Annotated in this window: 17 protein-coding genes, 1 rRNA gene and 1 pseudogene; 16 read left to right on the plus strand and 3 right to left on the minus strand. The window is 73.6% G+C overall.

The features are described from left to right. Window positions 1–9: 9 nt before the first annotated feature. The 3 genes from rrf to ACTWPP_RS34660 all read left to right on the plus strand — a co-directional run bounded on the left by rrf (window position 10) and on the right by ACTWPP_RS34660 (window position 3368). A 5S ribosomal RNA gene (gene rrf, locus ACTWPP_RS34650) occupies window positions 10–126 on the plus strand. A gap of 979 nt (window positions 127–1105) precedes the next feature. After that, the gene (locus tag ACTWPP_RS34655) at window positions 1106–2095 is read left to right on the plus strand and encodes a hypothetical protein (protein WP_443108631.1); all 990 of its coding nucleotides are present in this window, start codon (window positions 1106–1108) and stop codon (window positions 2093–2095) included. A gap of 106 nt (window positions 2096–2201) precedes the next feature. Continuing rightward, the gene (locus tag ACTWPP_RS34660) at window positions 2202–3368 is read left to right on the plus strand and encodes an alkaline phosphatase PhoX (protein ID WP_443108632.1); all 1167 of its coding nucleotides are present in this window, start codon (window positions 2202–2204) and stop codon (window positions 3366–3368) included. A gap of 25 nt (window positions 3369–3393) precedes the next feature. Here ACTWPP_RS34660 and ACTWPP_RS34665 read toward each other — a convergent pair whose 3' ends face one another. Beyond that, on the minus strand, window positions 3394–4332 hold the full coding sequence (locus tag ACTWPP_RS34665; protein WP_443108633.1) for an MBL fold metallo-hydrolase: 939 nt from the start codon (window positions 4330–4332) through the stop codon (window positions 3394–3396). A gap of 44 nt (window positions 4333–4376) precedes the next feature. Continuing rightward, window positions 4377–5726 carry a DUF1015 family protein gene (locus ACTWPP_RS34670; protein WP_443108634.1) on the minus strand — a complete coding sequence of 450 codons (1350 nt, stop codon included), beginning with the start codon at window positions 5724–5726 and terminating at the stop codon, window positions 4377–4379. Between the two features lie 63 nt (window positions 5727–5789). Here ACTWPP_RS34670 and ACTWPP_RS34675 point away from each other — a divergent pair, with 63 nt between their 5' ends. Continuing rightward, entirely contained in the window at window positions 5790–6221 is a 432-nt protein-coding gene (locus ACTWPP_RS34675; protein ID WP_443108635.1) for a tetratricopeptide repeat protein, read from the plus strand. An 81-nt stretch (window positions 6222–6302) separates the two neighbouring features. Beyond that, entirely contained in the window at window positions 6303–7319 is a 1017-nt protein-coding gene (locus ACTWPP_RS34680; protein ID WP_443108823.1) for an HAD-IIA family hydrolase, read from the plus strand. Here the strand turns inward: ACTWPP_RS34680 and ACTWPP_RS34685 are convergent. Further along, window positions 7303–7644, minus strand: a complete 342-nt coding sequence (locus ACTWPP_RS34685) for an SCP2 sterol-binding domain-containing protein (protein WP_443108636.1) — start codon at window positions 7642–7644, stop codon at window positions 7303–7305. The genes ACTWPP_RS34680 and ACTWPP_RS34685 overlap by 17 nt on opposite strands. Before the next feature lie 114 nt (window positions 7645–7758). On the opposite strand from ACTWPP_RS34685, the gene ACTWPP_RS34690 reads away from it, so the two are divergent. From ACTWPP_RS34690 to ACTWPP_RS34740, 11 genes and pseudogenes are all read left to right on the plus strand, one after another. Continuing rightward, the gene (locus ACTWPP_RS34690; RefSeq protein ID WP_443108637.1) at window positions 7759–8121 is read left to right on the plus strand and encodes a hypothetical protein; all 363 of its coding nucleotides are present in this window, start codon (window positions 7759–7761) and stop codon (window positions 8119–8121) included. Continuing rightward, window positions 8118–8921, plus strand: a complete 804-nt coding sequence (locus ACTWPP_RS34695) for a TlyA family RNA methyltransferase (protein ID WP_443108638.1) — start codon at window positions 8118–8120, stop codon at window positions 8919–8921. Before ACTWPP_RS34690 ends, ACTWPP_RS34695 begins: the two co-directional genes overlap by 4 nt. 113 nt (window positions 8922–9034) lie before the next feature. Next, window positions 9035–9922 (plus strand): annotated as a pseudogene (locus ACTWPP_RS34700) (NAD kinase); the annotation flags it as partial. Between the two features lie 212 nt (window positions 9923–10134). Continuing rightward, a complete protein-coding gene (gene recN, locus ACTWPP_RS34705; protein ID WP_443108824.1) occupies window positions 10135–11841 on the plus strand; it encodes a DNA repair protein RecN in 1707 nt (568 codons plus the stop codon). Window positions 11842–11996: 155 nt separating this feature from the next. Beyond that, window positions 11997–13235 (plus strand): putative cytokinetic ring protein SteA, encoded by a 1239-nt coding sequence (gene steA / locus ACTWPP_RS34710; RefSeq protein ID WP_443108639.1) that lies wholly within the window; start codon window positions 11997–11999, stop codon window positions 13233–13235. Further along, on the plus strand, window positions 13232–14188 hold the full coding sequence (locus tag ACTWPP_RS34715) for a copper transporter (protein WP_443108640.1): 957 nt from the start codon (window positions 13232–13234) through the stop codon (window positions 14186–14188). The genes steA and ACTWPP_RS34715 overlap by 4 nt, the downstream gene beginning before the upstream one ends. A gap of 4 nt (window positions 14189–14192) precedes the next feature. Then, window positions 14193–15209 carry a hypothetical protein gene (locus ACTWPP_RS34720; protein ID WP_443108641.1) on the plus strand — a complete coding sequence of 339 codons (1017 nt, stop codon included), beginning with the start codon at window positions 14193–14195 and terminating at the stop codon, window positions 15207–15209. Between the two features lie 36 nt (window positions 15210–15245). Then, window positions 15246–16862, plus strand: a complete 1617-nt coding sequence (gene murJ / locus ACTWPP_RS34725; RefSeq protein WP_443108642.1) for a murein biosynthesis integral membrane protein MurJ — start codon at window positions 15246–15248, stop codon at window positions 16860–16862. Then, a complete protein-coding gene (locus ACTWPP_RS34730; protein ID WP_443108643.1) occupies window positions 16855–18063 on the plus strand; it encodes a glycosyltransferase family 4 protein in 1209 nt (402 codons plus the stop codon). The genes murJ and ACTWPP_RS34730 overlap by 8 nt, the downstream gene beginning before the upstream one ends. Window positions 18064–18314: 251 nt before the next feature. Then, window positions 18315–19343, plus strand: coding sequence for a TerC family protein (locus tag ACTWPP_RS34735; protein ID WP_443108644.1), 1029 nt, complete (start codon window positions 18315–18317; stop codon window positions 19341–19343). 77 nt (window positions 19344–19420) lie between these two features. After that, complete coding sequence (locus ACTWPP_RS34740; RefSeq protein ID WP_443108645.1) at window positions 19421–21616, plus strand: acyl-CoA dehydrogenase; 2196 nt, start codon at window positions 19421–19423, stop codon at window positions 21614–21616.

Raw genomic sequence — 21616 nt, forward strand, 5'->3', positions numbered from 1 at the left:
GTTGAGATGTTCGGTGGTTTTGGCGAGGGGGAAACACCCGGTCCCATCCCGAACCCGGAAGTTAAGCCCTTCAGCGCCGATGGTACTGCACGGGAGACTGTGTGGGAGAGTAGGACGCCGCCGGACTTGAATTGGTCGAGGGTCGCCCCGATTTTTGGGGCGGCCCTCGACGCATGTCGTGGGCCCGCAAAGTAGGCTGCAAGAGTCCACGCAACCACCTTCAAGAACAGTGACGGACGTGATGAGCGCGGAAGAGGACGGCCGCAGCGGCGACAACCGCGAGCGGCGGAGCGATGACGGGAGGCGGAGCACGCCTGCCCGTCGCGGGGGCGGCCCTCGCGGCGGCCCGGGTGGCTCCGGTGGCCGTAAGGGCGGTGGTCCTCGCGGAGGAGCGCCTCGCGCCGGCGGGCCGCAGGGTGGACGTGGCCGTCCCGCCGGGGGGAAGGACAAGGACCGAAACGCCGGTGGTAAGCGCGATGACCGGAAACCCGGCCGTCCGTTCAAGCGTTCCGATGATCGGCGAACCGAATCCCGGGACAAGGGACGTTCGGACGATCGTCGGGAAGGTCGTCCCACCGGTCCGCGTGGCGAGCGGCGCGAAGGCCGCTTCAATGCGCCTCGCGGCGGTCAGAGCGGCGAGCGTCGCGAGCGCCCAGAGGGTCGCGAGGGCCGTGAGGGGCGCTACTCGGGAGCCCGTGGGTCTCGTCCCGGCCAGGGGGGCGGCCAAGGTGGTGGCCCTCGTCGCGAGGGGCGGCCGAGCAGTCGCCAGACCGGTAGCGGTCAGGGGGAGCGCCGTTTCCAGGACCGTGACGACCGCGGGAAACGGGACGAGCGCCGACCAGGCGGTCGCCCGTTCGCCGGCAAGCGTGAAGGGCGTCCAGGAGATCGTGACCGGCCCTTCCAGGGGCGCGGCGGGCCGAAGCGCCCGCAGGACGGCGGTGGGCGCCCCTCCGGGCCTCGTCGTGACCGCCCGGACCGGCGGGCACGCTCGGACGAGCGTGAGCGTCCCGCGCCTGTTCACGACGACCCGATCCTGCCGGACGACGTCACAGGCGAGGAGCTGGACGCGGATGCCCGCGCCGAACTGCGCACGCTTCCGAAGGAATTGGCCACGAAGGTCGCCCGGCATCTCGTGATGGCGGGGCGGCTGGCCGAGGAGGACCCCGAGCGGGCCTACAAGCACGCGCGCTCCGCACGGCGGCTCGCGTCACGGGTCGGGGTCGTGCGCGAGGCGGCCGGGATCGCGGCCTACCACGCGGGCGAATGGTCGGAGGCGCTCGCCGAGCTGCGGGCCGCGCGTCGGCTCAGCGCCGGCGACGAGTCCTACCTGCCGGTGATGGCCGACTGTGAACGGGGGCTCGGACGTCCCGAACGCGCCCTGGACCTGATCAAGTCGCCGGAGGCCAAGAACCTCGACCCGATGGGACGTGTCGAGCTCCGCATCGTCGAGTCGGGTGTGCGCCGCGACCTGGGGCAGCATGACGCGGCCGTGGTGACGTTGCAGATCCCCGAGCTTCGCGACAGGCGGCTCCGGCCGTGGTCGATGCGGCTGTTCTACGCCTACGCGGACGCGTTGGTGGAGGCCGGGCGCGAGGACGAGGCGTCCGACTGGTTCGCGCGGGCCGCGGCGGCCGACCGGGACGGCGACACCGACGCCGCCGAACGGTACGCCGAACTTGAGGGCCTGCACATCCTCGACACCGAGGGCGACGAGACCGAGGGCGTCGTGGCCGAAGCCGCCGTTTCGGAGGGCGCGGCCCCGGCGGATGCCGCCCCGGTGGGCGCGGGCCTGGTGGACGCCGCTCCGGAGGGCGCGGGCCTGGAGGGCGCTGTCTCTCCGGACGCCGTTGTCGAAGGGGCCGTTCCCGAGGGCGTCGCTCCTGAAGGCGCGTTGGCCGAGGGCGTCGCTTCCGAGGGCGCTGTTGCCGAGGGCACTGGCTCCGAAGACGCTGGGGACGTGTCGGCGACGGACATCGAGTTCAAGGCTGCCGGTGCCGAGGAGCCGGAGGTGTCCGGGGAGGAGGCGCCGCAGGTCCCGGCGGTGTTCCTGGAGCCGGAGCCTGCCGAGGAGGAGCGGCCGCCGTCCGCGGAATGACGTGCCCTACTTGACTCACGGGTAGGTTTCGCCCGATATTCACGTGACCGTGCCGTTCGGGGGGCCGCCGGAGTTGTCCGGTGGTGATCGACTCCTAGGAGTGATCATGCCCCTGAACCGACGCATGTTCCTGCGTGCCGCCGCCGTGGCGGGTGGCACGACCGCCTTCTCGGGGGCCCTGTGGCAGCAGGCCTTCGCGTCGGGGCCGGCGCAGCCCGGCCCCAGCCCGTACGGTCCGCTGCAGGCCGTGGACGGCAACGGGCTCCAGCTCCCGGAGGGGTTCACGAGCCGGATCGTGGCGCGGTCGCTTCAGCGTGTCGAGGGGACGAGGCACACGTGGCATCCGGCGCCCGACGGCGGTGCCTGCTTCCCCGACGGGGACGGCTGGATCTACGTCAGCAACTCGGAGGTCCCGATCGTCGGGGGTGTGTCCGCCATGAGGTTCGACGCGTCCGGCAAGGTCACGTCCGCCTACCGGACCCTGAACGGCACCACGCTCAACTGCGCCGGCGGGGCGACGCCGTGGAACACGTGGCTGTCGTGCGAGGAGCACGACTTCGGGCTTGTGTGGGAGACGGACCCGCGTGGCGAGGACACGGCCGTGGCGCGTCCCGCGATGGGGCGGTTCAAGCACGAGGCCGCGGCGTCCGACCCGGAGCGGAAGGTCGTCTACCTCACCGAGGACCAGTCCGACGGGTGCTTCTACCGGTTCCGCCCGCGGACGTGGGGCGACCTGTCGTCCGGGACGCTCGAAGTACTGGTCGGCTCCGGGACGGGTCCCGTCCAGTGGGCGAAGGTGCCCAACCCCGAGTTCTGGCTCACCGCGACCCGTGAGCAGGTGGCGGAGGCCATGCGTTTCGACGGCGGCGAAGGCTGTTACTACACCGAAGGCATCTGCTACTTCACCACCAAGGGCGACAGCCGTGTCTGGGCGTACGACGCGGCCGCCGAGCGGCTGGACATCGCCTACGACGACGACCTCGTCACGAACGGTGAGGCGCCTCTGCACGGGGTCGACAACGTGACCGGCACGTCGTCCGGTGACCTGTACGTCGCCGAGGACGGCGACAACATGGAGATCAACCTCATCACCCCCGACGGGATCGTGACGCCGTTCCTGCGCATCCTCGGGCACGACGAATCGGAGATCACCGGCCCGGCGTTCAGCCCGGACGGGTCGCGTCTTTACTTCTCGTCCCAGCGCGGCAAGAGCGGGTTCCTCGCGGGGACGAACGGCTACACGTTCGAGGTGACCGGCCCGTTCCGCCACTGAGGCCGGTCCCGCCGCCGGGGACCCGTCAGGCGTGCTTGCCCAGGGCGTGCATGATGCCGGCGACGTTGCTCTCGGCGCTGTTGAGGACCTCGTACTTGGCGGCCAGGTCGGGGTCGACGTCGTCGCCCGTGATGGCGTAGCGGTCCTTGGTGCGGTCGACGACCATCGCGACGGCATGGTCGAGGTCGAGGTCCAGGTCTTTGGCGTCGCGGACGGCGTCGACCCAGATCCGCAGTTCCTCGGCCGACCGTGCCAGGGTGTCGTCGACCTCGGTCACGGGGCCGTAGTGCGCGAACAGCAGCCGCTGCGGGCCGAGCGACCGGAACCTGCCGAGCGAGGCGAGTGCGGTGTCGAGGTCGAAGTCCGGCGGCGGCGTCGCGGGCTTCACGTCCGCGGTCTCGGGGATGTAGATGCCGGCGGCGTCGCCCACGTAGAGGTCGCCGGTGTGGGAGTCCATCAGCCCGACGTGGTGTTTGGCGTGGCCGGGGGAGTAGTGCGAATCCAGCCGCCGCCCGCCGCCGAGGTCGACCACGCCGGTGTCCTCGACCGCCCGGACGCGTGCCGCGTCCGTCGGTTTCAGCTCGCCGAAGAGGGTGTCGAGGCTGTCGCCGTACACCATCCGGGCGCTGCGCATGAGCCGCGTCGGGTCCGCCAGGTGACGCGCGCCCTTCTCATGGACGACGACTTCCGCCTGCGGGTACATCCGCGCGATGTCGCCGACGCCGCCCGCGTGGTCCAGATGGATGTGCGTGACGACCACGCTCGCCAGGTCGTCGGGACCGATGCCCAACTCCTGCAGAGCCCCCTGCACGACGGGTGCGGAGCCGGACGTGCCCGGCTCCACCAGGCAGGGCCGGTCGGACATGATGAGGTATCCGGCGGTGATGCCGCTGTATCCGGCCATCCGCGTGTCGATCTCGTAGACGTCCCCGCCGAGCGGCGTGGTCGTGGTCGTGGTGTCCATCCCCCGATCATCGTCCCCGGCCGCCCCGGCGGGCCACCCGCCCCTCATCGGCCGAGGACGCGGAGGACGAGGCCGGTGCGGGGCTTGGGGCCGAACGAGGTGGACTTGCGGGGGACCCGGTCGCCCTCGCCCGCGACGGCCAGGACGTCCTCGGCCTTGAGGGGGTTCAGGATGACGGCGGTGCCGCCGGCGCGCCGGGCGCGGGCGACGGCGGCGGACGGGTCGTCGTGCACGACTTCGATGGCGTCCTCGTTCTCGGGGACCTCCCACACGTTCCCTATGAGGAGGTGGTCGAGGACGGCGGTGTCGAGGCGCTGCCAGCGCGGCGAGTGCTCGGACGGCATGGAGCGGCTCAGCGCGCCGGAATCGGGGTCCGTGAGGAGGTGCAGGGAGTCGCCCCCACCGAGAAGGAACGCGGGCCCAGGTGCGTCGGTGAGTGCTTCGATCGCCTCTGCCTCGTCCCGGAACTCCGTGACGCGGAAGACCTTGCCGGCCTGTTCGACGGCGTCGTCCGGACGGAGGCCGGGCAGGACGCGGTGGATCGCGCCCAGATGGGGCGGATAGCGCGTGGAGTCCACCAGCAGCGCCAGCCCGGCGTCCCATGGCCCGGGGCCGTCACCGGCGGCGTGGTGGCGTGCCTGGAGGGCGCGGTAGGTGGCGTAGCGGTGGTGGCCGTCGGCGATGAGCGCCTGCTTGTCGTGGATGTCGGCGGACACGCGCGAATGCAGCGCGGGATCGGTGATGCGCCACAGCCGGTGGGTGAGCCCGTCGTCGGCGCGGAACGCCATCAGGGGCTTCCCGGCGGCCGTGTCGTCGACGATCCGGGTGGCGTCGCCCACGCCTTCGTCGCCCGCGCCGCCCTCGTAGACGAGGAAGATCGGCTCCAGGTTGGCGTTCGCGGCCGTCATCAGCGCGAGGCGGTCGCGGACCGGGCCGGGGAAGACGTTCTCGTGCGGCAGCACGACCCCCTCGGACTCCGCGCGCAGCCCCACGGCGCCGATCAGGCCGCGCTGCAGGACCGTGCCGTCGCGGGACGCCTCGTAGACGTACAGGGCCGGGTCGGGGTCGGTCGCGAGCGCGCCCTCGTCCAGCCAGCGGCGCAGCCGTTCGCCCGCCGCGTCGTAGCCCTCCCCGGCCGCGCGCGGCAGGTTGAGCCGGACGATGTTGTGCCCGCCGCCCGCCAGCAGCCGCAGGGCCGCCGCCTCGTCGATCAGGTCGTACGGGGGCATGGTCACCGAGGCGAGGTCACCGGCGACCTCGGGGACGAAGCGGACGCCGCGGAACGGGGTCAGTTCCAGTCCGCGGCCCGTCCGCGGCTCCGCCGTCCCGAAGATCCGGGCGCTGAACGCCTCCGGTGCGAGGCCGGAGGGGAGGTCGTCGTCCACCCTGGGCATGCTAATCACCGGCGGGCGTGTCTGGTTGCTGCGGGTACGGTCGGATTGCGAGGGGAGGTCCACATGAGTCATCAAGGATCTGGGCGGCCGGACGATTCCCCGGGAGATCATGCGGCCCCGCCGGAGGGCGGGGTCTACGAGTGGTACACGCGGGGCCTCGAACTGCTCAGGTCGGGCAGCGCCGGCGCGGCGCTGCAGCTGCTGACCAGGGCGGCCGAGGCCGAGCCGTGGTCGCACAGCATCCGCGAGGCGCTCGCCCGCGCGCAGTTCGGGACGCGGCGGTTCGGCGCGGCGGCCGAGAGCTTCCAGTTGATCGTCAAGGAGGAGCCCGCCGAGGACTACGCGCGGTTCGGTCTCGGGCTGTGCCTCAGCCGGATGGGCGACTTCGAGGGCGCGGCCCGGCATCTGGCGCTCGCCGCCGCCATGCGTCCCGAGAACGAGGACTACGCGAAGGCGCTGCGGCACGCCAGGGCCACGCTCGCGTCCCGGGGCTGACCCGCGTGCCGCACCGCAGACCGGCCCGAGGCCTTACCGGCGGGTAACAATCCCCGTACGATCATGGTCATGAGGAGCTCGATGAAAGGCAGCGACCGTCCCCTGAGCGAGGCGTACGACGTCGCCCTGCTGGATCTCGACGGGGTCGTCTACGTCGGCAGCAGGCCCGTCCCCGCGGCGGCGGAGTCGCTCGCCAAGGCCCGCGCGGCCGGGCAGCGGCTGGCGTTCGTGACCAACAACGCCTCCCGGACGCCGTCGGCGGTCGCGGCGCTGCTCACCGACGTGGGCGTCCCGGCGGACGCAGAGGACGTGGTCACCTCGGCGCAGGCCGCGGCGCGCCTCCTCGCCGAGCGGCTCCCCGCCGGGTCGGAGGTCCTCGTCGTGGGCGGCATGGGCCTGCGGCACGCCCTGTACGCGCACGGGCTGCGCCCGGTGTCCACCGCGGCCGGACGGCCCGCCGCCGTCGCGCAGGGCTACTACCCGGAGATCGGGTACGGGCTGCTGTCGGAGGGCGCGCAGGCCGTCAGCATGGGCGCGCTGTTCGTCGGCTCCAACGGGGACCTGACCATCCCCGGCGGCAACGGCCCCCCACGCCCCGGGAACGGGTCCCTGCTCCGCGTGATCAGCTCCGCCACCGGCGTCGAGCCGATCGTCACCGGCAAGCCCGAACGTCCGCTGCACCAGGAGTCGGTCCGGCGCACCGGCGCCCGCCGCCCCCTCGTGGTCGGCGACCGCCTCGACACCGACATCGAGGGCGCCAACAACGGGGACGCCGACAGCCTCCTCGTGTTCACCGGCGTCACCGACCCCCTGCAGGCCCTCACCGCCCCGCCCGGCCGGCGTCCCACCTACCTGGCGCCCGACCTGACCGGCCTCCTCGTCCCGCACCCGGAGCCCGTCCGCGCCGGCGGCGGCCACACCTGCGGGGGCTGGACGGCCCGCCGCGACGGCGGCGCGTTCACGCTCACCGGATCCGGCGACCCCTACGACGGCCTCCGCGCCCTCGCCTCCGCCGCCTGGGAGACCGGCACGCCGCCGCCCGTGGAGTCCCTCACGGGCGCGCTGGAGACCCTCTCGTCGATCAAAGGAGCTTCCTGAGGCGGAGCAGGTCGAAGATGCTCGCTTCGATCTTGAGGCGGCCGGCGGCCCACGCCTTGGCCGGGTTCAGCTCATCGTGGGCCATCGCGATGAGGTCGTCGCTGTCCATGGTGAGCCGGACCTGGGCGGCCCCGGGGTCGTCGTCCGGCTCGAACGGGTCGAGGCCGCCCCCGTGGAGCCGGGTGCGGTAGGCCACCCCGAGATCCGGGATGAGGCAGCTGATCGTCCGCTCGACGACGTGCTCGGCGAACCGGTCGGCGTCCACGTCCTCCAGGCGCGCCGCGACACGGCCGAGCGCCGCCCGGCAGTCCTCCTCGTTCGCCATGGTCAGGCCGTTCCCCGTTCCTGCGACAACGATGTCGTTCAGGGACGGTAGCGTTCAGGATGAGCCGGAGGCGACTCGTCGCGGGTGCGAAGGGTCTACTGGGAGGTAAACGTGATGTCCGACGAGGCCGCGCAGGTGCCGGAGTCCCCGGCCGCGCAGCGGGACCCGGCCCCGGACGAGCCGGAGATCCCCGCCGTCCCGCCGCCCGACCCCACCGGCGACCCGCGCGTGGACGCCGCCGTGGCCCCGCTGGGCGAGCTGGGCGCGCGGCCCGTCCCCGAGCACGTGGAGATCTACGAGGACGTCCACCGGCGGCTCCAGGAGCTCCTCGCCTCCGCCGACCAGGACGAGCGGCACGAGCGGCACGAGCAGCCCGAGCAGCAGGAGCGGCACGTGCGGCCCGAGCAGCAGGAGCGGCACGTGCGGCCAGGGCCGCCCCGCCCCGGCTTCCCCGACGCCCTCCGCCCCCGCCCGTGAGCACCAGGCGGCGCTTGGACGCGGAGCTGGTGCGGCGGGGGCTGGCCCGGTCGCGCGAGCACGCCGGGGAGCTCATCGGCGACGGGCGGGTGCGGGTCGGCGGGCAGACCGCGGCGAAGGCGGCGACGCAGGTGGAGACCGGCGCCGCGATCGTGGTGGCGGAGGCGGGCGGCGGCCCGGAGTACGTCTCGCGCGGCGGGCACAAGCTCGCGGGAGCCCTGGAGGCGTTCGCCGGCCTGGACGTGAAGGGCCGCGTGTGCCTGGACGCGGGCGCCTCGACCGGCGGGTTCACCGACGTCCTGCTGCGGGCCGGCGCCGCGCACGTGTACGCGGTGGACGTCGGGTACGGGCAGATGGCGTGGTCACTGCGGACGGACGAACGGGTCACCGTCATGGAGCGGGTGAACATCCGCGAACTGGAGCCCGGCATGCTCGGCGGCGCGCCCGCCGACCTCGTCGTCGGCGACCTGTCGTTCATCTCACTGAAGCTCGTCCTCGCGCCGGTGCAGGCGTGCGCGTCGCCCGGCGCCGACTACGCGGTCATGGTGAAGCCGCAGTTCGAGGTCGGCAAGGACCGGGTCGGCGCGGGCGGCGTGGTGCGCGACCCCGAGTTGCGCGCCGAGGCGGTCCGGGGCGTGGCCGGGCACGCGGCGACACTGGGACTCGGCGTCCGCGGCGTGACGGCCAGCCCGCTGCCGGGCCCGTCGGGAAACGTGGAATATTTCTTGTGGCTGCGTGCAGGTGCCCCGCCGCTCGACGAGGCCGACCTGGCCAAGGCCATAACGGAGGGCCCGCAGTGATCGACGCCGCTTCACGGGTCCGTACAGAAGGCGTTCGAACCGGGAACGTCCCCGCCGGGGATGTTCGTCCAGACGTCTGTACGCGGTAGCGCGTCGAGGAGTGGGGCGAGAGCATGAGCAAAAGGTCGGTGCTGGTCGTGGCGCACACGGGGCGCCCCGAGGCGATCCGCAGCGCCCAGCTGGTCATCGAGCGGCTCAGCGAGGCCGGGATCTGCGTGCGGGTACTGGACGACGAGGCCGCGGAGATCGGCGCCGGGGGCGTCGACGTGATGCCCAGCACCGCGGCGGCGGCCGACGGCGCCGAGGTCGTCATGGTCCTCGGCGGGGACGGGACGCTGCTGCGCGCCGCCGACCTGACCCGCACGTCCGGCACCCCGCTGCTCGGCGTCAACCTGGGCCATGTCGGGTTCCTCGCCGAGGCCGAGCGGGAGGACCTCGCCGCCACCGTCGACCGCGTCGTGACCCTCCGCTATGACGTCGAGGAGCGCATGACCGTCGATGTCATAGCGCGCCGCAACGGCACGGTCATGGGCACGACGTGGGCGCTGAACGAGGCGAGCATCGAGAAGGCCGAGCGGGAGCGGATGCTGGAGGTCGTCGCCGAGATCGACGGCCGGCCTTTGTCGAACTGGGGCTGCGACGGGGTGGTGTGCGCCACACCGACCGGGTCGACCGCGTACGCGTTCTCGGCCGGCGGCCCGGTGGTGTGGCCGGAGGTCGAGGCGATGCTGGTCGTGCCGATCAGCGCGCATTCGCTGTTCGCGCGCCCGCTGGTGGTGTCGCCGCGCTCGTCGGTGGCGGTGGAGGTCCTGCCGGGCACGCCCCGCGCCGTCCTGTGGTGCGACGGGCGCCGCACCCTCGACCTGCCGCCGGGCGCTCGGGTGGAGGTGCGGCGCGGCGCCGAGCCGGTGCGGCTGGCGCGGCTGCATCTCACCCCGTTCACCGACCGGCTGGTCACGAAGTTCGGGCTTCCCGTGACGGGCTGGAGAGGCCGGGTCCGCCAGCCCGCGCGACCGTCCCCTCCGCTGGAGGATTCGCAGGTCGGGGACGCTCCGGCGGCGGGCGGCATCGTCGGCCATCCGGGGCCGGGCGTGATGCGGGGCGGCGGTCCCGCGGCTCCGGACGGGGGAGCGTCCGGTGAGGAGAGGAGATAATCTCCACAGGCGCTGATCCGGGATCTGTTTTGCGGAGGGTTGTGACGCTGGTGCGCCCGATGGTCGATGAGGTGCGGATCCAGGGCCTCGGAGTGATCGACGAGGCCGTGCTCGATCTGTCCCCGGGGTTCAACGTCGTGACCGGTGAGACCGGGGCGGGCAAGACGATGGTGGTCACGAGCCTCGGGCTGCTGTTCGGCGGCCGCGCCGACCCGCAGCGGGTCAGGCCCGGCGCCGACCGCGCCACCGTGGAGGGGCGCATCGTCGTCGATCCGGGCGGCCGCGTGATGGAACGCGTCGAGGAGTCCGGCGGCGAGCTGGACGACGGCGCGCTGATCGTCACCAGGTCGGTGTCGGCGGAGGGCCGCTCCCGCGCGTTCCTCGGCGGGCGGTCCGTCCCGGTGAACGTGCTGATCAACCTCGCGGACGATCTCGTCGCCGTGCACGGGCAGTCCGACCAGCAGCGGCTGCTGCAGTCGGCGCGGCAGCGCGGCGCGCTCGACCGGTACGCGGGCGGCGCGCTGACCAAGCCGATGCGCGCCTACACCAAGGCGTACCAGCGGCACCGGCAGGTCACCGCGCTGCTGGAGGAGCTGACCACGCGGGCGCGCGAGCGGACCCAGGAGGCGGACATGCTCCGCTTCGGCCTGGAGGAGATCGAGAAGGTCGACCCGAAGGAGGGCGAGGACGCCGACCTCGCCGCCGAGGAGGAGCGGCTCGGGCACGCCGACGCGCTGCGCGGCGCCGCCGACACCGCGCACGAGGCGCTGCTCGGCGACGCGGCCGCCGCGTTCGAGGCCGCGAACGTGACGAGCCTGCTCGGCCAGGCCCGCAACGCGCTGGACGCCGTCCGCGAGCACGACCCGGAGCTGGCGGCGCTCGCCGACCGGCTCGCCGAGGCCGGCTACCTGGTCTCCGACGTCGGCACCGACCTCGCGTCCTACGCCGAGTCCGTGGACGCCGACCCGTCGCGGCTCGCGGTCGTCCAGGAGCGGCGGGCCGAGCTGACCGGGCTGATCCGCAAGTACGGCGGCCCGGACGCGACGGCCGCGGAGGTCCTGGAGTGGGCGCGGCGGTCCGCGGCGCGGCTGACGGACCTGGAGGGCGACGACGACCGCATCGAGCAGCTGCGGACCGAGCACGCGGAGCTGACCGAGCGGCTCGCCGCGGAGGCGGGGGAGCTGACCGAGGTCCGCACCCGCGCCGCCGAGCGGTTCTCCGGCGCCGTCACCGAGGAGCTGACCGCGCTGGCGATGCCGCACGCCCGCGTCATCGTCACCGTCGCGCCGACCGGGGACTACGGCCCCCACGGCGTCGACGAGGTCGAGGTGCGGCTCGCGCCGCATCCGGGGGCCAATCCGCTGCCGCTGCACAAGGGCGCCTCCGGCGGTGAGCTGTCCCGGGTGATGCTGGCGATCGAGGTCGTGTTCGCCGGCGCCGACCCCGTGCCGACGTTCGTGTTCGACGAGGTCGACGCGGGCGTCGGCGGCAAGGCGGCGGTGGAGATCGGGCGCCGGCTGGCGCGGCTGGCCCGCAACGCCCAGGTGATCGTCGTCACACACCTGCCGCAGGTCGCGGCGTTCGCCGACCAGCATCTGCTGGTGGAGAAGTCCGACGACGGCACCGTCACCAGCAGCGGCGTCACGGCCCTGGACCGGGAGGGACGGGTCCGGGAGCTGTCGCGGATGCTCGCCGGCCTGGAGGACTCCGAGCTCGGCCGCGCCCACGCCGAGGAGCTCCTCGCCATGGCGTCCGAGGAACGGTAACCGGGCCCGCCGCAACACCCCCGGCAGAGCGAGGTCACTGTGGGGGCGGCCTCCCACGCCCCTCCGGCAAAAACTACAGAGGGTGCGCGAACGGACACGCCTGGACAGTCGTCCTTTCCGGCGTTCGCTTCTGTGCTCTGGCAGGATGGCTAGTGATGAACGACCCGTCACCCACCACCGAGCGGCGCGTACGGCTGGCACAGAAGCTGCCGCTGCGCGTGCTCGCGCTCGGCCGTGGCCGCGACGACGGCCGGCCGGGGATCAGCGCCACGGTCCGGCTCGACCGCCGCACCAAGGACCTGACCAAGCGCCTGCAGCCCGGCGAGGTCGCGGTGATCGACCATGTCGATCTCGACCGCGTCAGCGCGGAGGCGCTGGTGGCGTGCCAGGTCGGCGCCGTCGTCAACGTCGCGCCCAGCATCTCGGGCCGGTACCCGAACCTGGGCCCGCAGATCCTGCTGGAGGCCGGCATCCCGCTGGTCGACGACGTCGGGCCGGAGATCTTCGCCAAGCTGCAGGAGGGCGACCAGGTCCGCGTCGAGGGCCCCGCCGTGCACCGCGGCGACGACGTCGTCGCCAAGGGCACCGAGCAGACCGCGGAGTCGGTGGAGACGGCGCTGACCGAGGCGAAGGCGGGCCTCGCGAGCCAGCTGGAGGCGTTCGTCGCCAACACGATGGAGTACGTCAAGCGCGAGCGCGACCTGCTCATCGACGGCGTCGGCGTCCCCGAGGTCACCACGAAGCTCAACGGGCGGCACGCGCTGATCGTGGTCCGCGGCTACCACTACCGCGAGGACATCGCGACGCTGCGGCCCTACATCCGCGAGTACCGTCCCGTCCTGATCGGGGTGGACGGCGGCGCCGACGCGCTGCTGGAGGCCGGCTACCGCCCCGACATGATCGTCGGGGACATGGACTCGGTGTCCGACGACGCGCTGACCTGCGGCGCCGAGATCGTCGTGCACGCCTACCGGGACGGCCGCGCGCCGGGCCTGCAGCGGGTGCACGAGCTCGGCCAGGAGGCGGTGACGTTCCCCGCCACCGCCACCAGCGAGGACATCGCGATGCTGCTCGCCGACGAGAAGGGCGCCACGCTCATCGTCGCGGTCGGCACGCACGCCAACATGGTGGAGTTCCTCGACAAGGGCCGCGCCGGCATGGCCAGCACGTTCCTCACGCGGCTCCGGGTGGGCAGCAAGCTCGTGGACGCCAAGGGAGTCAGCCGGCTCTACCGCAGCCGGATCTCCACCTGGTCGCTGCTGTTCCTCGTCCTCGGCGCGTTCATCGCCATCGTCACCGCCGTCGCCATGTCACCGGCGGGGGACGTCATCAGTCCCCTGCTCGCCGACCGCTGGCACGCCTTCGTCTTCTGGCTGACCGGACTCTTCACGTGATCGATTTCCGATACCACCTCGTCTCCATCGTCGCGATCTTCCTGGCGCTGGCGCTCGGCATCGTGCTGGGCTCCACGACGCTGTCGGACTCGGTGAGCGACACCCTGCGGCAGCAGGCGAACCAGGCGGCCAAGACCGCCCAGCAGGCCCGCAACCAGCAGCGGCAGCTCCAGCAGCAGGTGAACGGGCAGGAGCAGTTCGCGAACGTGCTGTCGCCGCAGATCGTCGCGAACCGGCTGAAGGGCCAGTCCGTGGTGATGGTCGAGACGCCGGGCGCGGGCAACGACAGCATCGAGCAGGTCAGCGAGCTCGCCAAGAACGCCGGCGCCACCGTCACCGGCCGCGTCACGATCCAGAAGAATCTCCTGGACGACGACGAGCGGATCACCGTCGACGAGCTCGCCACGCAGCTGAAGGCCGACGACGTCGTGTTCCCCGAGAACGCGAGCACCTACCAGAAGGCGGGCGCGGTGCTGGCGGACGCCCTGGTCACCAAGGACCCCACCGAGCCCGGCCGTGAGGACGCCGCCAGCGGCGCCGTCCTGAACGGCTTCAAGGAGGCCGGGTACATCACCTCGAGCGGCAAGCCCGGGCAGCACGCGACGCTCGCCGTGATGATGGGGCCCGCCACCCCGTTCGCCTACGACGGCGGCGGCGAGGACAACAAGGCGCTGATCTCGCTGGCCTCCGCACTCGACGCCGCCGGGCGCGGTACGGTCGTCGGTGGCCCCTCCACCTCCGCGCAGGAGGGCGGGCTGATCGCGGCGCTGCGCGACTCCGACGCCGAGGAGTCGGTCTCCACCGTCGACGTGGTGGACACCGCCTCCGGGCAGGTCGTGGCGATCCTGGCGCTGCAGAACGAGATGAGCGGCAAGACCGGGCAGTACGGGACGGGCGCCGGCGTGAGCGGCTACCTGCCCTCGCCCGCGCCCACGGCGGGGAAGAACGGGTGACCTGATGAAGCGACGCATCGCCTCCGGCTCGGCGAGGACCGCGCGGCTGCTGGCCGGCGCGGGCCTGGGCGCCGCCGCCGCGCGCGCCGCCTACATGGCGCTGACGCGCAACCCTCCGGGCCTGAACGGGCTGCCGGGCGAGGAGGTGTGGGGCCGCACCAACCACCGCGGCGAGCCGGTGACGCTGCTGGAGGGGCCCGCGGTCGTCGCGGGCGCCGCCGCGGGCGGGCTGCTGGCGCCGGGCGCCTCCGGCCGGACGCGCGCCGCCGCGCTGCTCGCGGGCGCCGGGTCCGGGCTGCTCGGCGGCTACGACGACCTGGCCGGCTCGGCCTCCTCGCGCGGTTTCAAGGGCCACCTGACCGCGCTGGCCCGCGGTGAGGTCACCAGCGGCGCGGTGAAGATCCTCGGCATCGGCGCGACCGGGCTGGCCGCCGCCGCCCTCGCCGGGTCGCCCGCCCCGTCCCGGACCGGACGCGCGTTCGACGCCCTCGTCAACGGCGCGATCATCGCCGGGGGCGCGAACCTGATGAACCTGTTCGACCTGCGTCCGGGCCGCGCCGTCAAGGTCGGCGTCCTCACCGGCACGCCGCTGGCGCTGGCCGGGCCGTCGTCGGCCGTCGTGGCCGCGCCGCTCGGCGCCGCCCTCGCGCTGCTGCCCGAGGACCTCGCGGAGCGGGCGATGCTCGGCGACACCGGCTCCAACGCGCTCGGCGCGCTGCTCGGCCTGGCCGCCACCCGGCTCGGCCGGGGGCCGCGCCTAGCCGTGCTGGCCGGGCTGGCCGGGCTGAACGCCGCCAGCGAGTTCGTCAGCTTCACCAAGGTCATCGCGGGCAACCCCGTGCTCAACCGCGTCGACATGCTCGGCCGCCGCCCGGCGGCCGCGACGGTGCCCGCGCCCGCGTCCCCCGTCGCGGAGGACAAGCCGGACGTTGAGGACGCGTTCCGACCGCCCGCTCCGCCGCGAACCGGGCCGGCGGGTACGGGTACGGCCGGCGACGGCGTCGCCGCCGGCCCCGCGTAGGCCGCCGCACGAGCCCCCCGGCAGAACCACACGAGCGTGCCACCGTCAAGTCTGCGCCGCCTGACCGGCGGCCTCGCCGGCGCCGCCGTCGTCATCGCGGTCATCACCGTCCTGGCGCGGCTGGCCGGGTTCGGGCGCACCTACGCCTTCTCCCAGACGGTCACGACGTCGTGCCTCAGCCAGGCCTACTTCACCTCGACGCAGTTCCCCTTCATCGTCTACGAGATCGTCGCGGGCGGCGCCCTGACCGCGATGGTCGTGCCGGTGCTGGCCGGGGCCGCCGAGCGCGGCGACCGCGAGGAGGTCCGCCGGATCGGGTCGGCGCTGCTGACCTGGATCGTGGTGCTGATGGTGCCGCTGTCGGCGCTGATGGCGCTCGGCTCCCGCCCGATCATGGAGCTGCTGGTCGGCGGCGACCTGAAGGGCTGCACCCGCGACGGGATCGTGGACGTCGGCTCCTCGATGCTCACGGTCATGTCGGCACAGATCGTGATGTACGGGGTGGCGGTCGTCCTGTACGGGCTGCTGCAGTCGCACCGCCGGTTCGTCGCGCCGGCGCTGGCGCCGCTGATGTCCAGCCTGGTGGTGGTCGGCGCCTACATCGTGTACGCGCCGCTCGGCCGCGGCTACGAGAACGACCTCGCGGGCCTGCCGCTGGACGCGGAGCTGACGCTGTCGGTGGGGACGACGCTCGGCGGCGTCGCGATGGCGGCGACCGCCGGGGTCGCGGCGTGGCGGCTGAAGCTCCGGCTGCGGCCGACGCTGCGTTTCCCGGACGGGGTGGCGCGGCGGGTGCGGCGGCTCGCACTGGCCGGGCTCGCCACGGTCGCCGCGCAGCAGCTGTCGGCGCTGCTGGTCGTGCGGCTCAGCTACGAGGGAACGGGCGGCGCGCTCGCCAACTACCAGTACGCGTGGGCGATCTACCTGCTGCCGTGGGCGATCCTGGCCGTGCCGATCGCGACCAGCGCGTTCCCGGCGCTGTCGGCGCGGATCAGCGCCGGGGAGCAGGACCGGTTCGACCAGGTCACCGCGTCCACCACCCGCGCGGTCGTGCTGGTGTCGTGCGCGGGGGCCGCCGTGCTGGCCGCGGTCGCCGTGCCCGTCGCGGCGGTGTTCAACCCGGGACTTCCCGACCAGCAGGACGTGCTGTCCCGCGCGGTGCTCGCGTTCGCGCCCGGCCTCGTCGGGTACGGGCTCGTCGCGCACCTCGGGCGCGTCCTGTTCGCCTGCCACCGGGGCCGGATGGGCGCCGCGGCGGTCGTGGCGGGCTGGCTGGTCGTGATGGCCGCCGACGTCGCGCTGGTGCTGTCGGTCGACCGGGAGTGGGTGGTCGCGGCGCTCGGCATCGGCAACGCGGCCGGGATGACCGTCGCCGGCGCGCTGCTGCTGGCGACGCTCGTCCGCGCCAGGGGCGCCGCGTCCGTGGCCGGGATACCGCGCGCCCTGGCCGCGGGGCTGGCGGGCGCCGCCGCGGGCGCCGCCGCCGGATACGCGACGGCCGCCCTGCTCGGAACGGGCGGGGAGCTGCACAGCGCCGGGGCCGGGGCGCTGGCCGCGCTGGCCGCCGGCGCGGTTTTCCTGCTCATCGCATTCGTGATCGACGGCCGGGATCTGCGGGCCGTCCTCAGCCGGAAGGTCACCCGCAATGTCTGAGAAGAAGGATCTGGACGGGCTGCGCGTCGCGCTGGTCCTCGGCACCAGCGCGGGAGGCGTCGGGCGGCATGTCCGGTCCGTCGCCGCCGGCCTGGCGGGACGCGGTGCCCGGGTGCTGGTGTGCGGGCCCGCGCCGACCGAGGAGCTGTTCGGGTTCACCGGCGGCGGCGCGCGTTTCGCCGAGGTCGATCTCGCCGACCGGCCCCGGCCGGTGAAAGACGCGAAGGCCGTCGCCCGGCTCCGCTCGCTGCTGCGCGGCGCCGACGTCGTCCACGCCCACGGCCTGCGGGCCGGTGCCCTCGCGGTGGCGGCGTGCGCGCGGGTCGCGCCGGGGCCGCTGCGGTTCGCGCGGGGCGGGCCGCCGCTGGTCGTCACCCTGCACAACGCCGTCATCGCCGGCGGGCGGACGGCCGCCGTCTATGGTGCGCTGGAACGCGTCGTGGCGCGCGGCGCGGCCGGCGTCCTCGGCGTCTCACCCGACCTGGAGGAGCGGATGCGCGCCCTCGGCGCCCGGTCGGTGGGGCACGCCATCGTCCCGGCGCCCGCGCCGCAGGCCCCTCCGGGCCCGGCCGTCCGCGCCGACCTGCGCGCGGAACTGGAGGTGGGGGAGCGGCCGCTGATCCTCACGGTGGGGCGGCTCGCCGAGCAGAAGGGCCTGCCGACGCTGCTGGACGCGGCGCGGGACTGGGCCGGCCGGACCCCGCCGCCGCTCGTCGCGATCGTCGGGGACGGCCCGCTGCAGGACGAGCTGCGCGCCCGCGTCGAGGCCGAGGAGCTGCCCGTCCGGCTGCTCGGGCGCCGCTCGGACGTCCCCGGGCTGCTGGCGGCCTCCGATGTGGCGGTCGTGCCGAGCGTGTGGGAGGGGCAGCCGCTGATCGTCCAGGAGATCCTGCGGGCAGGCCGGCCGCTCGTCGCCACCCGCGTCGGCGGCATCCCCGGCATGGTCGGCGCGGCCGGGCGGGCGGCGGACGGCGGCGCGGGCCCGCTGCTGCACGGACCCGAGAGCGAGGCGGCGCTGCTGGTGCCCCCCGGCGACGCGGGCGCGCTGGAACGCGCGGTGAGCCGTGTCCTGGACGATCCGGCGCTCGCCGCGCGGCTCGGGTCGGCCGCCGCGCAGCGATCGGCCATGCTGCCGGGGGAGGACGACGCCGTCGACCAGCTCGCCGACCTCTACCGGGAACTGGCCGACGTCCGCCGCTGAGCGGAAGAGCGGGGGCGAGGGGACCTTAGACGCCGTCCCCGGCGGTCCGGTTCGAGAAAGATCGAAAAAGTTCCACCGGAGGGGAACCGCTCCGGTGGGGCCCGCGTTGAAGGAGACAGTGGAGGGGAGTATCCCCGCGCACGGTTCCCGTCAGTACGGCCGGTCCATGCCGGCCCGGGTTCCGCGGCCCTCGTTCGTCCGGGGCGGGAGAGACCTCCAGCGCTCGTTCGTGTCCGCTGGAGGTGTTCACGTTGTCCGTCTCACCCCTGGTGTGGGCCCTGACCATCGCAGGGATCCTCGCCGTCATCGCCGCCGACCTGTTCCTGATCCACAGGAACGACACGCGGGAGTTCACCACCCGCAGGGCCGCGTTCTGGTCGTCGATCTACATCGGGCTCGCCGTGCTGTTCGGCATCGGCGTCTGGGTCTTCTCCGGCGCGCGGTACGCCGGTGAGTACTTCGGCGGCTTCGTCACCGAGAAGAGCCTCAGCGTCGACAACCTCTTCGTGTTCATGGTGATCCTGACCCGGTTCGCCGTGCCGAAGCAGGCCCAGCACACGGTGCTGATGGCGGGCATCGTCATCGCGCTGGTGCTGCGCGGCATCTTCATCGCGGTCGGCGCCGCCGCCATCTCGACGTTCACGTGGGTCTTCTTCATCTTCGGCGCGTTCCTCATCTGGACGGCCATCGGGCTGGTCCGCGGCGGCGACGAGGACGAGTTCGAGGAGAACGCGCTGCTGCGGTGGGCCAAGCGGGTCATCCCGACGTCCGACGACTACGACGGGAACCGGTTCGTCGTCCGGCGGCACGGCCGCCGCCTGGTCACCCCGCTGGCCATCGTCATGATCGCCATCGGCTCCACCGACGTGCTGTTCGCGCTGGACTCCATTCCCGCGATCTTCGGGCTGACGACCGAGCCGTACCTGGTGTTCACCGCGAACGCGTTCGCGCTGATGGGCCTGGTCCAGCTGTTCTTCCTGCTCGGCGGGCTCACCGACCGGCTCGTCTACCTCGCGCACGGGCTGGCGTTCATCCTCGGCTTCATCGGGGTCAAGCTGATCTTCCACGCGATGCACGAGTACGGTGTCGCGTGGGCGCCCGAGATCCCGATCTGGCTGTCCCTGGCGGTGATCGCCGGGACGCTTCTCGCGACCACCGCAGCCAGCCTGGCCGTCGGCCGCAAGGCCGGTGACAAGGCGGCGCCCCGCCGGCTGCCCGTGCACGCGAACCCTGACGCACGCGCGGATGAGGCGGACGCCGCGGCGACACGCGAAGGTTGAGTTCCGGGGCACTGGACCACTTCACCGAATCCTGTTCTAGAATCGCTGTCAAAAGCGGGCTGAGAGAGGGTTCACGCATGGCCATCGGGCTGACCGAGGAGCACGAGGCGCTCGCCGATTCGGTGCGCGGCTTCGCCGAGCGCAACATTCCGGTGACGGCCGTCCGGGCCGCGCTGGAGGCGGACGAGGAGACAAGGCCCGGGTTCTGGCCGGCGCTGGCCGAGCAGGGCCTGCTCGGCCTGCACCTGGAGGAGGAGCACGGCGGCCAGGGCTACGGCCTCCTGGAACTGTCGGTCGTGCTGGAGGAGCTGGGCCGCGCCGCCGCGCCCGGCCCGTTCCTGCCGACCGTGCTCGCGAGCACCGTCGTCAACGCGTCCAGCAACGCCAAGGTGCGCGCGGAGCTGCTGCCCGCCCTCGCCGACGGGTCCAGGACGGCCGCCGTCGCGCTGGGCGGGGAGCTGACGGGCCGCCGCGACGGCGACTCCCTCGTCGTGACCGGGACGTCCGCGACGGTCCTCGGCGGCGCGCTCGCCGACGTGATCGTCCTGCCGGTCGCGGACGGCGACGGCGAGCAGTGGATCGCGGTCGACGCCGCCGACGTCACCGTCACGCCGGTCGCGAGCCTGGACCGGGTCCGCCGCGTCGCGTCCGTCGAGGTGTCCGGCGTCGCCGTCGCCCCCGACCGCGTGCTGGACGGCCTCACCACCGGCCGCGTCCGTGACCTCGCCGCGGCGCTGTTCGGCGCCGAGTCGGCGGGCCTCGCGGGCTGGCTGGTGACGACCGCGGCCGAGTACGCCAAGGTGCGCGAGCAGTTCGGCCGCCCGATCGGGCAGTTCCAGGGCGTCAAGCACAAGGCCGCGCGCAGCCTCATCGCGCTGGAGCAGGCCCGCGCCGCCGCCTGGGACGCCGCCCGCGCCCTGGACGAGGGCACCGAGGAAGCCGGGTTCGCCACCGCGGTCTCGGCCGTCATCGCGGTCGACGCGGGCGTGCAGACCGCCCGCGACGCCATCCAGATCCTCGGCGGCATCGGCTTCACCTGGGAGCACGACGCGCACGTCTACCTGCGCCGCGCCCTGACGCTGCGGTCGCTGCTCGGCCCGTCCAAGGACTGGGCCGCCGAGATCGCTGCGCTCGCGCTGGACGGCCGCCGCCGCGAGGTCGTGCTGGAACTCGACGAGGACGCCCAGCCGGTCCGCGAGCGGATCCGCGGCGAGATCGCCGGGCTGGCCGCCATCGAGGACAAGGAGGAGCTGCACGCCAGGCTGGGCGACGAGGGCTGGAGCGTCCCGCACTTCCCGAAGCCGTGGGGACGCGAGGCCGGGCCGGTCGAGCAGATCCTCATCCAGCAGGAGCTGAAGGCCGCCCAGGTCAAGGCCCCCAACCTGGGGATCGGCGCCTGGCTGGTGCCGTCCCTCGTCCGGTACGGCACCGACGAGCAGAAGGAGCGGTTCCTCCGCCCGACGCTGCGCGGGCAGATCGTGTGGTGCCAGCTGTTCTCCGAGCCGGGCGCCGGCTCCGACCTGGCGTCGCTGTCGATGAAGGCCGAGCGGGTCGAGGGCGGCTGGAGGCTCACCGGCCAGAAGATCTGGACGTCCCTCGCGCACTACGCCCAGTGGGGCTTCTGCATCGCCCGCACCGATCCCGGCGCGCCCAAGCACGACGGCATCACCTACTTCCTGGTGGACATGAAGTCCGAGGGCGTCGACGTCCGGCCCCTCAAGGAGCTGACCGGCGAGGCCATCTTCAACGAGGTGTTCCTCGACGGCGTGTTCGTCCCGGACGACCGCGTGGTCGGCGAGGTGAACAAGGGCTGGCAGGTCGCGCGGAACACGCTGTCCAACGAGCGGGTGTCGCTGTCGACCGGCGGCGGCCTCGGCATGGGCGTCCCCGAGCTGCTGAAGTTCTTCAAGCGGCGGACGCTGGACGCGGTCGCCGCCGCGGAGGTCGGCAAGCTCGTCGCCCAGGGCCAGTCGATCGACCTGCTCGGCCTGCGCACCACCCTCAAGCAGCTGAACGGCGTGGAGCCGGGCGCGGAGGCCAGCGTCCGCAAGCTCCTCGGCGTCCAGTTCAACCAGGACGTCGCCGACCACTGCTGGGCGGCGCAGGGCACGGCGGCCGCCACCGAGGTGCCGCTGGCCGAGAGCGGCATCGTTGCGCGGGCCATGCTGTTCAGCCGCGCGATGACGATCTACGGCGGCACCACCGAGGTGCAGCTCAACATCATCGGCGAGCGCATCCTCGGCCTTCCCCGCGACCCCGAGCCGGGCAAATGA

The sequence above is a fragment of the Actinomadura sp. 3N407 genome, from assembly GCF_052245875.1.
In the GTDB taxonomy this organism is placed as follows: domain Bacteria; phylum Actinomycetota; class Actinomycetes; order Streptosporangiales; family Streptosporangiaceae; genus Spirillospora.